Here is a 9,911-nt window from a genome sequence, read left to right on the forward strand (position 1 = left end):
GCCTTGAACTCGTCGCTATGCAGCCGGCGTCGCCGCCGATCGCCGGAAGCCTGAGGAGAGATAGTGTGCACGTGTCCACCAAGAGTTAGTGGATACGAGCATCCTTTGCTCCTACCGCGAATTCAAGATGGGATCGCCGGACGCTTACCTTGCACGACGCGCGCCAACAGGCGCTCGGCGCCCGCGCGCATGTCGATGGGGTCGGCCGCCAGCCACATCGCGTCGATGCGGATCATCGAAGCAGCTCGCGCATCCAGGCCGCGCACTCGCTGGCGGCGCTCGCCGGCCAGGTCACGGTGACCGCCATCGGCCCGCGTCGCAGCTCGATCCGAACGTCTGGGACATGAGCCGGCTGGACTGGTGGCGGCAAGCTGACCGGGACGAACAATGTCTTGGCTTCTTGCGTCTTGGGGCCCTGGGCGGTGGTCGCGTTGACGACGATGGTTCCCGACTTCATCTCTGCGTCGCGAACCCATCGGCGCAGCAGATTCGCGTTGACGCCTTGGGCCATTGCCACCGCCGCCATCGACATGCCCGGCTGCATGCAACTGGCCACGGCGTTTGCCTTGAAATCGTCGCTGTGAATGCGACGTCGCCGGCGTGTGCCGGCTTGTTGATCGGGGATAGTGCTCACGTGTCCACCAAGAGTTGTTGATGGGGACTAGGCTCCTATGCTCCGAGCAGGCTTTCAAGATGGCTGGACTGGACGCTCACGGAAGGGTTGCAGCATGCGCGGCTGAGGTACCGAAGTCTCGGTGCGAGGACGAGGCTGGACGCAGCACGGTCCACACCGCCGCGGCCGAAGCGTCGCCGCTCGTGCGCAGCATCGCCGGGCCCGGCCTCCTTGTCAGCTCATCTACAGCGAGTGACTACTGGCACAGTGCACGGAATCCCGCCGCGCAATACCGTACCAGCCGGGGAGCGATAGCAGCAATATCTGAAGTCTTGCAAGCACCGCCCGACAGGATGTCCAGCCGCCCTGTATCTGACAGCGTGAGCATCAGTGCGCCGCTAAGCATGTGATAGCTCCAGTACAGATCCTCCTTGCGAGCAGATGGTAAGGCTTCGTGAATCAGCCCTATGAGGCGCTTGACCACAGGGTCGAAATAGCGCGCCATCATCTCCCCGCCCCAGGACGTAGAGTTGCTGACCTGGGCCGTAAGCGCGAAGTAATTGCGCCAACCCGGATCACGGTGTCGCTTCAGATCCATCAGCGGTCGCAGAAAGGCTTCAATCACACCTTCAACGCTTAGATCGCCGGCGTGCGCAGAAGCGTAGTCATTCATGGCGTCCATGCGCTCTTGATTAACAACTTGCGCACGCCGATCCCATACTGCGTCAAACAGCCCCTTTTTGTGCTGAAAGTAGTAGTGCAGCAGAGCAGTATCCACCTCCGCTCGGTCGGCGATCGCTCTTAGGGTCACGCCATAGAAGCCGTGCTCAGCAAAAAGTGCCTCCGCTTCGTCCAGGATGCGAGATGCTGCGTCAGCGTTGCGCCCCCCACTCTTACGTGGGCGACCAACACTCTTGCGAACCTCAATGTTTTTCTTCATTTACTAGTTCAAGCAACGGCGTAGCGGCCCCATGCTCTGGATACGGATGACAGCATTTTATGCAAGTGACATCAGTCGCAATCTAGGAATCGGCACCGCAGAGCGCGCGCTGCTTGCTTAGCGTATGGCTTCCTCGCCTCGTCCCATGCGCTCGAGAGAACGCACCCAGTCGGGGTTGGCGGCAATGCCTCGCTTGTACAACTCGCGCACTGCCTCGATCAGACGGCCGCCGCGGCCCAACAGCTCGTCCGCGTACTGGATCATCAAGGAATTGGGCCATGCTTCGGGCCTCATTCGGATGAGGTGGTCGATAATGGCGACTTCATCGCACTTCGGAACCGCCTGAGCCCAAATCATCACGGCCGCCGCGGTCGAACGCGATTTGCCCGATAGGCAATGAATGAACAGGCGCGCATTCGAGTCATTGCTGGCGTGGCGTCCAAAAGCGAGGATGTCGGCGACATCCTCGCGCGTCGGCAAGACCCGTTGCGGCCCTCGCTGAATATCATCGTGAAACCGCTGAAGCAGCCAACGATCGGGTCGCCAGGATCTGAACTCCCGAGGTTCGGGCCATTCTGGATCAATGAGCGAGAGTATGTGCGTGTGCCCGACGGGATCTGTCAGCTCGCGCAAGCCGCAAATCGTCGTGCCGTCCAAGAACTGATTCATATGCAAAATGCTTCGATAATGTTGTCCAGCGTGAACGTGATCGTTCGGGATTCGGCGAATCGCACGTTGCTGCAAATGCGCGATAGTGCGACAAGGACTTCGCCGTTGCTGTGGGGTTTTTGGGGTGGCGCGGTCGATACCATCGACGCAACCGCGTATCATGCCGCGGCTCGCGAGCTAAGTGAAGAGTTGTGTGTGTCCGCGGCACCGAATGACTTTGTGTGTCTCGGCAAGCGAGTTAATAGCCACGGACATTTGGCAAAGCTTTTTTGGTACCGCCCGCCGCTTTCTTGGAATCGCATTCGCGTGTGTGAGGGCGCGGGGGCGGGTTTCTTTTGGCGTAGAGAGATCGAGCGATTGCCGATCGCAAACGTTGTCGCGTGGTATCTGCAGCATCATCCAGAATTTTTTCCGGATTCGTGATCCTCGTGGTGGGCATGGCAGGCCGAAAGATCGGCCTGCGTGACCCCACAGTCAAGATCACCCGCGTGCGACCGGATTCGCCCACGACCAGGCTGAAACTTCAGCCACCTAACCGGAACCCGCTTGGCATCCTTAGACCCAGGTGATCTTCGAGAATGATGAGTGGGACCGACGCGTAGCTCGCGCGTGCGCTGCCGGTCGGAAGTAAGGTCGGACGACCCCCGCTCCATTTCCTCCGCATGCCACGCGATGACGGCATCCGTCTCTCGTAGTTTGCGACACCCCGCAGCAGAGTCATTCTGCTGCACCGATGCAAATTCCTCGTCCTCCCCAAGCTCCTCTTGGACATTCGAACGGTGAGCAATTTTTCTCAGGCTTCTGAATTAGCTATTGCCCTCGGGTGACAAATTTCGACTCTTCTCGGCTAGTCTAAAAGACGGGGACAAGAGCGTTTACAAATTTGAACGGCTTGGTAGACCTCGAACCAGGAAAGTAATGCTCAAGAATAATAGCCCGCAGTACACCCCCGTGTTGAAGTGGAAGCAGGGGGAGCATCTCGCCGTGAAGCCGTTGACCACATCACAGCGGTCCAAGCTACTGCCAATCGCTGAACTTCCGGACCGGCCTTACGACTGGAAAGATTCGAAGTACACCAAGTCATGGGACAAGCACATTGACGCTTTGGTCAAGGCGACGTTGACGAACTGGGGAACCACCGATGAATTGGCCATAGACCAAATCATTGACGGAAGCGACGTGCTCGCGTCGAATCCGGGATCGCCCTGGGAGTATCTGTTCGCGGAGCTTTGGAGTGCGGGCGTGAGGGCGATTCCTGTCGTGAGTACCCGGGCCAGCGCTTCCCAGCAAGCCGCCCTTATCAACATCACGAATGCGCACAAGAAGACCCGGTGGCTTCTCCGGTTCCAGTCCGACCCGCAGGGGGAGGTTCCCGCAGTTGCGCACGTGCAGAGTTGGTTCGCGAACGCAGTCGCGGTCCTTGGCGGCAAACACGCTCAGATGGATGCCGTCCTAGACCTTGGCCATGTTGGTGGCGACCCCAAGGGGCTCGCGGCGACCACGGCCCAGGCGCTAAGCGCCGTCGCGGCGCTCGGGCCATGGCGGCAGGTCTCGCTGGTTTCAGGCGCGTTTCCCAAGGACCTCTCGGGTGTGCTGAAAGGTACGAGGCAAATTCCCCGGGGCGATTGGGACTTGTTCAAGCGCGTGTCCGCCAGGCCCGAACTCAAGGACTTCGATTTGGGGTACGGGGACTATGGCATTACTCACGTCGACGCATTGAACGAAGACCCGCGCAAGATGGTCATGTCTGCCAACCTCCGATATACCCATTGGAAAGATTGGCACGTCCTCAAAGGTAAGAGCGTCCGCGACTACGGGTACGACCAATACAAAGACTTGTGCAAAATCCTCGTCGCCTTGCCCATCTACATGCAGCCCACATTTAGCCAGGGGGACGCCAACTATGACCAGGTGGCAAGCAATCCTAAGGCAGGGCCGGGCAACGCTACGCAGTGGCGCCGAGACGCGACAAATCACCACATTCACGTGGTGCTGCATCAACTCGCCAGTCTCTCCGAGACTTAAGGCATGTTCGCACGTAGTCGGCAAGTTCCTGCACGGGAAGTGCTCCCGCCAGGGCGGCATACAGCGCGATCTTCGGCTTTGACTTCAGCCCCTTGCTGGCGCCCAACTCATCGAGCTTAGACAGCAGCTCGTCGCGCCAAAGCAAGCGTGCGAGATGGTTGCCGTCGCGCCGGCCGTTTCGTTTGGCCGCCCTGACTGGGCTGAGAGTGCTGCCGGCTACATTGGAATAGGCAACCATCAAGCCCCATTCCTTGGGCACCAATTGACGCACTTCCGCCAAGTGGGCTGCTGTCGTCACCACCCAGGAAAACTCGAACACCTTGCTGTACGCATCAACCTGATTGGGGAGTCGAGCGAGAGTGTCCTTCCCCGCCTTGATTTCGAATCCTTCCAAATGGCCATTGACCAGCGCGACGTCCGCCCGGACGGCACCAAATGCGAGATGAAACTCGTCCACGAGCAGGTCCTCGCTGGTAATGCGCTCGGCCAGGTGCGCCTTCAGCAGGCTGCGCAGCTGATGGTCGTGAGCGATTGCGTCCATAAGGGGGTCGGGTCGGCGTCTGTTTAGTTTCGGCAAAGTGTAGCTCGCTCTATGCATTATGCGATAATTAATGCATGAACGTGCAGAATGTGGTGAAGCGAATCCGGCTGTTCATGCGTGACCAGGGGTATAGCGAGTCCAGTTTGGCGCGATCAGCAAGTATTCCTCAGCCAACCATTCATCGCGCGTTGAAGAACCCGGTCCGGCTGACGAATACTCATCGTGCCCTATGCAAATTTGCCGGCATAGACCTTGATGCGACGCCGGGACCCCTTGAAGCCAAAGAGGAGCTTGTCCAAGAAGTGCTAGACATCTGGGACGGCAGTCGGGAGCATGCGCATTCGCTCGTTAGACTCCTCAGGGCTGCCGCAACCCTCCAGGCTTATGCTGCCAGCCAGAGCAGTCGAATTCGTTGAGTCACCATGGTCGCCGCCAAGAATCCAGCCAAAACCCTCATGAGCTCCTTCAAGGAGCTCGGGTTGACTGCGACCCAGGTTCGCCATTTCGTGCCCGAGTGGTGGGAAGATGAGGCCGCGGCCGAGGAGAGCGGGCTACTCGAACTCCAGATTGTTCTCGCTCGACGCCTCAACGTTGCCCTCGAGAGCCTTCAGGTCGCGGCACCGAAGCCGCAGTTTCAAGCGTCGACTCGGCGATTCAAGACCGTGCATCCGGAGGGCTCCACCCAGTTGGCCGTGGCAGCAGGCATTGGGCATGGACTGGCTCACGTGCTCGCAGACGCATGTACACAGGCGCCGCTGAGCAAGCTCGTCTCTTCTGCTGACCTCCGATCTCGCATCCTGGAAAAGTACCCCGCAGTCACCCTGGAGGGCCTATGCAGCTGGCTATGGGAGCACGGCATTCCGGTGGTGCACATAACGAACTGGCCCAAGCAGGTGCGTCGGCCTGACGCAATGTGCGTTCGCGTGGGAAGTCGGCCTGTCGTGTTGGTCGTGCGTAAGGAAGTTGCGCCCGCCCGGCTGACGTACCTCGTCGCCCATGAGGCTGGGCACGTGATGTCCGGCCACCTGCAAGCGGACAACAACGCAATTCTTGTTGATGACACTCTCCCCGTCGAAGGCCAAGCGTTTGTCAAGGACGACGACGAGAAGCTCGCCGATGTCTATGCGATGGACTTGCTTGGCGGCGCGGCGCTCAGGGCTGCGTGCAGATCAATCGGCAGTCAACACGAAGAGGTGAAGCTTGCGGTTGCTGCACTCAATGTCAGCAAGGGCTCTGGCCTTGATGCTGGCCAGGTGATTCTTGGGTGGGCTCGCCTCACGGAGGATTGGAAGCTCGCCGGGATGGCCATGCGGTACTTGATGACGACAGGGGCGGCTCCGGCCGTCGTGAACGACGTGGCAAAGCGCTACGTTGACATCGATGCGCTTTCGTCCGACGGGCTGGAGCATGTCACTCAGCTCACTGGAATGCAGTTCAACGACGAATGAAGCTCTTTGTCGACAATGACGTCGCGGTGAAGATGGCCCAGTGGGGGCTGCTCCAGCGCTTCCATCTGCACCTGACCAAGCAGGGTGGGGCGGAGCTGTTCATCCTCCCCACGTTACGTTGGAAGTTCAAGCTCGCAGAGCCTGCGAAAGCGGCGGCGCTGTTGGGGTCTGCGGAAGCTGCCAAGCAGCTCACTGAATTTGTGGGTTTGTGCAAGCCCGCGAAGGGGCACAACCAGCAGGTTGCATCGGCGTTGGCTGGGATTCCCCAAATTGATGCCGGTGAGGCGACCTTGTTCGCCGCTGCGGCAACCTATGATGGCGCTCTCGTCGACACTGGTGACAAGAAGGCGTTGCGGTCGCTGGGACGCCTGGGCACAGGTCACGTGGCCACGAATGCGCTGCTGGGCCGAATAGCGTGCCTTGAGCAGACCATGCACTACCTTGTCGGCCGTTGGACCTATGCGCCGATGAAAAATGCGGTTCTGTCTGCGCCGCACGCGGACGCCGTGACGTTCAAGTGCTTCAACGGTCAGCTCGAGCCTGCGGCGCTCACTGCTCTGCACACCAAGGTGGAGGAGCTGAGGCCGCAATGCGCCGGAACTCTGTCCTCTGCACCCTTCTCCTGGATTACCTAGCGACTTAACACCGGGCCAGGCGTCTGAAGGCCGTAATCGTCCGGCCAGCCCGTCAGCACCTGCAGTGCGTCAGTCGGATCGACCCATTGATGTGCCGGCCACGAGTCAGAAATTTGGCAATGCCACGGGCCAACTGCAACATAGCCTGGTCGCCTCATTTCGCGTTTCACAACGTCTGCCGAAGACCTGACGGGTATTTCGGAGCATCGTGACTGGTGTTTTTCGGCATCGTGGCCGACGGTGTCGGACTGTTACGAACAATGTGAGTTCAGCGTAGGAGGGCGCCACCTAGAAAGCTGTAGCCAAGTTGAAGTCAACCACGGCGGCCACATCTCAGTCGTTGTCAGGGTATGGATCGGGCTCTTGTCCGCAGGCGTCCCGATATGCATCCCGTAGCGCCCGCAACACGAGACCATTTCAACGTCTTGGTCGGACGACACGAATGACTCGAGCCGATCGAACGACACGCGTTGCTCGAGGCCAGTTGACCTTTAGCTCGCCGAGCTCGCGGCCGCAAAGGGTTACCCAAAGTCGAAGACCTGCCGCGGCCGTCGGCTGGGTTTCTAGCCTCGCACCGCGCTCCTGAAGGCAGCCGAAAGCGCGGCGAGCGCATCGCGCGACCGCCCGTCCTTGACCCTTGAGTGAAGCAGAACTGGCAAGCGCGGCAATTCGGGAAGCCCGAGCTTGGCGCCCACGTCAACTGCTCCAAATGGCAGCATGCGTGGAGCCAATGCAGCAACGCCCAGCCCGGCCATGACGGCTGCAGCGACCGCCGCAACGCCGCCGCCGACGAAGATTTCTGTCCAGGGAACGCCTGCCGCATCGAGAAGCTGTCCAGCCATCACACGAACGCCGCAGGGCTCGGCAAGCGTGGCGAGCGGCAGGGGCTCGTCCGCGCGATGCTGCCAGCTCGGCGCCGCAAACCAACCAAATCTTTCTTCGGTAAGAAATTCTCCATCACTCCGCCCAACATGCAGGCGGACGATGACCGTGTCGAGTTCCCGCCGGTCGTAGCTTTGAAGCAGATCCCCCGACGAACCGATTCGGATTTCGATCAACAGTTGCGGGTCTTGCGCGCTCATGCGCGCGATCAGCGCGGGGAGCTCAGGCCCCGCAACATGGTCGCTGATGCCGATGGTGAGGCGCTGCCGGGCTCCGCCGAACACGGCGAGCGCGCGACGGTGTACCTCCAAGAGCTCGCGGGCAGTTTCGAGGAAGGCGGCACCCTGCGCCGAAAGCTCCACGTATCGGGGCGTGCGCTCGACCAGCCGGCAGCCGAGTCTTTCTTCGAGCCGCTTGAGCTTCAGGCTGACAGCGGCCTGTGTTGTCTGCATGGCTTCAGCTGCGCGCGTGAAGCTGCCCAGCTCGACGATGCGAATGAAAGCATCGACGGCATCCAAATCGAGAGGGCGATCAATCATTTCAGTTCGTTATTTTTGATATATAAATCAATAGCCAGTAGAAATATATAGCATAAAGCCAGGACACATAGAAAAGGACTGTTGATGCCGCTCATACACATCTCCCTTCGCGCTGGAAAGCCGGAAGCGTACCGGCAGGCTATCTTCGACAGCCTCTACCGCGCGATGCGCGAAACGTTCGATGTGCCCGAGGACGACCAGTTCATGACCATCACGGAGCATGACGCTGCGAACTTCCGCTACGGTGCGTCTTATCTTGGTATCGCCCGGAGCCACGATCTCGTCTTTATACAGATCACTGCGAACAACACCCGCACGGTGGAGCAGAAGAAAGAGCTGTTCCGGCGGATCGCGGACCTGCTCGGAAAAAGCCCCGGCATCCGGCCGGAGGACGTATTCGTCAGCCTGATCGAAGTCGCGAAAGAGAATTGGTCCCTCGGCCACGGCCTCGCGCAATACGCTTGAGGCGACGCTGTAGAGCGCGGCCGCAGTTTGCGGCCTGCTGGTCGCTTTCGTCCTCGAGCGGCTGAACCCTACACGGGTTTCGGTATGCGCCCTGCCTGCTGCAATCCAGGCAAGCCGGTCGGAAAATACCGCGTTGTCGTTTCCCATGCCTGCGAGTGATGGGCATGGTTGCCGGCACGGATCTCGAAAAGTCAAGAGCCTCGATTGGCCCTCGAATGGGAACGCGCCCCGGGCGAAACTGGCCATGCCTCAAGGTCATCGTCGTTTCCGCGGCCCCAACAAATCGGTCAGAAGGGAACTTCGCTTCGCCAGCTGATTGCAAGAAAGATTCAGCTCTGGCCCCGCCGCGTGGGTAAGCGTCCAAGCCTAACGCCGGCCTGGAAGGTGTCGTCTCGGCAGATTGAGGCCGATTTATGGCTTGTTCAGACGCAGGCGGCCAGCGTTGCGAGTACTCGCTCCTCGGGCAGAACTATTTGTCCGCGCACTGAAAAAGGCCTTTGAAATCAATGACCTAGCGGAAGCAGAGTTCGCACGTCACTTCCGGTGACGTGAGATGCGCGCGTGTGCAGGGCGAGAAGGCGCTGAACTGGTGCGAAACGAGCGGCGCGGAGAAAGTTAATGGTAGCAACGAGTTATGCGCTCGGAGGAAGGACTCTTTTGTGCCGCTTCTGCTGAATCTTTAAGCGCACGGGAAGTACTTTCCATGGTTTGTTCGCAGGGAACGACTCTTTGTTTGGGAGGCACTCTTTTGGACAAGACCACTTCCAGACCCAGCAAGGCGCGGCTTTGCACCAAAGACAGACTCATTCGACTCCCTTTCACCAAGATGGTGCGCCCATCTCTTATCATTGTTACCGCGTGCATCCTCTTCGTGCCCGCGCCACCAGCTGTTTGACAGTTTGGCACGCTCCCTGCTTTGAAATGAATTCCTACCCATTTCAAAACCTTCCGAGGAGTCAGTCGATGATGCACCGTAAATCCGTTCAGGTTCTGGCCGTGGCCGCCCTTGCCGCCTTGCCGATGCTTGCCAGCGCGCAGCTGACCGCGAACGTGTCGCTGACGAGCAACTACAAGTTCCGCGGACAGGACCAGGACACGAGCAAGAACAAGGCGTTCAAGCCCGCGATCCAGGGCGGCTTCGACTACGCCTTCGG

At 59.6% G+C, this 9,911-nt stretch carries 12 protein-coding genes; 7 read left to right on the top strand and 5 right to left on the bottom strand.

Annotated features, from left to right (window positions below):
- Positions 1–232: 232 nt before the first annotated feature.
- The 3 genes from tnpA to AC1DNF_RS34860 form a co-directional block, all read right to left on the bottom strand.
- The gene (gene tnpA / locus AC1DNF_RS34850; protein ID WP_478153407.1) at positions 233–634 is read right to left on the bottom strand and encodes an IS66-like element accessory protein TnpA; all 402 of its coding nucleotides are present in this window, start codon (positions 632–634) and stop codon (positions 233–235) included.
- Positions 635–869: 235 nt separating this feature from the next.
- The gene (locus AC1DNF_RS34855) at positions 870–1,553 is read right to left on the bottom strand and encodes a TetR/AcrR family transcriptional regulator (protein WP_478153409.1); all 684 of its coding nucleotides are present in this window, start codon (positions 1,551–1,553) and stop codon (positions 870–872) included.
- A gap of 117 nt (positions 1,554–1,670) precedes the next feature.
- Positions 1,671–2,222 carry a tyrosine phosphatase family protein gene (locus AC1DNF_RS34860; RefSeq protein ID WP_478153411.1) on the bottom strand — a complete coding sequence of 184 codons (552 nt, stop codon included), beginning with the start codon at positions 2,220–2,222 and terminating at the stop codon, positions 1,671–1,673.
- Positions 2,223–2,252: 30 nt separating this feature from the next.
- Here AC1DNF_RS34860 and AC1DNF_RS34865 point away from each other — a divergent pair, with 30 nt between their 5' ends.
- Positions 2,253–2,645, top strand: coding sequence for an NUDIX domain-containing protein (locus tag AC1DNF_RS34865; protein ID WP_478153413.1), 393 nt, complete (start codon positions 2,253–2,255; stop codon positions 2,643–2,645).
- 495 nt (positions 2,646–3,140) lie between these two features.
- On the top strand, positions 3,141–4,247 hold the full coding sequence (locus tag AC1DNF_RS34870) for a beta family protein (protein WP_478153415.1): 1,107 nt from the start codon (positions 3,141–3,143) through the stop codon (positions 4,245–4,247).
- Here AC1DNF_RS34870 and AC1DNF_RS34875 read toward each other — a convergent pair.
- Entirely contained in the window at positions 4,168–4,788 is a 621-nt protein-coding gene (locus AC1DNF_RS34875; RefSeq protein ID WP_478153417.1) for a sce7726 family protein, read from the bottom strand. The two genes, AC1DNF_RS34870 and AC1DNF_RS34875, sit on opposite strands and share 80 nt — an antisense overlap.
- 74 nt (positions 4,789–4,862) lie before the next feature.
- On the opposite strand from AC1DNF_RS34875, the gene AC1DNF_RS34880 reads away from it, so the two are divergent.
- Genes AC1DNF_RS34880 through AC1DNF_RS34890 form a run of 3 tightly spaced genes read left to right on the top strand, consistent with a single transcriptional unit; the run spans position 4,863 to position 6,871 of the window.
- Positions 4,863–5,204, top strand: coding sequence for a hypothetical protein (locus tag AC1DNF_RS34880; protein WP_478153419.1), 342 nt, complete (start codon positions 4,863–4,865; stop codon positions 5,202–5,204).
- A 6-nt stretch (positions 5,205–5,210) separates the two neighbouring features.
- Positions 5,211–6,236: a hypothetical protein gene (locus AC1DNF_RS34885; protein WP_478153421.1), complete on the top strand. Its 1,026-nt coding sequence runs from the start codon at positions 5,211–5,213 to the stop codon at positions 6,234–6,236.
- The gene (locus AC1DNF_RS34890; RefSeq protein ID WP_478153423.1) at positions 6,233–6,871 is read left to right on the top strand and encodes a hypothetical protein; all 639 of its coding nucleotides are present in this window, start codon (positions 6,233–6,235) and stop codon (positions 6,869–6,871) included. Before AC1DNF_RS34885 ends, AC1DNF_RS34890 begins: the two co-directional genes overlap by 4 nt.
- A 563-nt stretch (positions 6,872–7,434) precedes the next feature.
- On the opposite strand, the gene AC1DNF_RS34895 is transcribed toward AC1DNF_RS34890, so the two are convergent.
- Positions 7,435–8,292 carry a LysR family transcriptional regulator gene (locus AC1DNF_RS34895; RefSeq protein ID WP_478153425.1) on the bottom strand — a complete coding sequence of 286 codons (858 nt, stop codon included), beginning with the start codon at positions 8,290–8,292 and terminating at the stop codon, positions 7,435–7,437.
- 84 nt (positions 8,293–8,376) lie between these two features.
- On the opposite strand from AC1DNF_RS34895, the gene AC1DNF_RS34900 reads away from it, so the two are divergent.
- A complete protein-coding gene (locus AC1DNF_RS34900; RefSeq protein ID WP_478153427.1) occupies positions 8,377–8,757 on the top strand; it encodes a tautomerase family protein in 381 nt (126 codons plus the stop codon).
- Between the two features lie 966 nt (positions 8,758–9,723).
- Positions 9,724–9,911 (top strand): TorF family putative porin (locus AC1DNF_RS34905; protein WP_478153429.1); only part of this gene is annotated, 188 nt, incomplete at its 3' end.

This window comes from Variovorax sp. 01T432, from assembly GCF_056398605.1.

What these genes read in the sequence shown, in the direction of transcription:
- AC1DNF_RS34875 (WP_478153417.1), bottom strand. Translation starts at nt 4,788, where the DNA reads ATGGACGCAATCGCTCACGACCATCAGCTGCGCAGCCTGCTGAAGGCG.
- AC1DNF_RS34870 (WP_478153415.1), top strand. Translation starts at nt 3,141, where the DNA reads ATGCTCAAGAATAATAGCCCGCAGTACACCCCCGTGTTGAAGTGGAAG.
- AC1DNF_RS34880 (WP_478153419.1), top strand. Translation starts at nt 4,863, where the DNA reads ATGAACGTGCAGAATGTGGTGAAGCGAATCCGGCTGTTCATGCGTGAC.
- AC1DNF_RS34900 (WP_478153427.1), top strand. Translation starts at nt 8,377, where the DNA reads ATGCCGCTCATACACATCTCCCTTCGCGCTGGAAAGCCGGAAGCGTAC.
- AC1DNF_RS34885 (WP_478153421.1), top strand. Translation starts at nt 5,211, where the DNA reads ATGGTCGCCGCCAAGAATCCAGCCAAAACCCTCATGAGCTCCTTCAAG.
- AC1DNF_RS34855 (WP_478153409.1), bottom strand. Translation starts at nt 1,553, where the DNA reads ATGAAGAAAAACATTGAGGTTCGCAAGAGTGTTGGTCGCCCACGTAAG.
- AC1DNF_RS34860 (WP_478153411.1), bottom strand. Translation starts at nt 2,222, where the DNA reads ATGAATCAGTTCTTGGACGGCACGACGATTTGCGGCTTGCGCGAGCTG.
- AC1DNF_RS34890 (WP_478153423.1), top strand. Translation starts at nt 6,233, where the DNA reads ATGAAGCTCTTTGTCGACAATGACGTCGCGGTGAAGATGGCCCAGTGG.
- AC1DNF_RS34895 (WP_478153425.1), bottom strand. Translation starts at nt 8,292, where the DNA reads ATGATTGATCGCCCTCTCGATTTGGATGCCGTCGATGCTTTCATTCGC.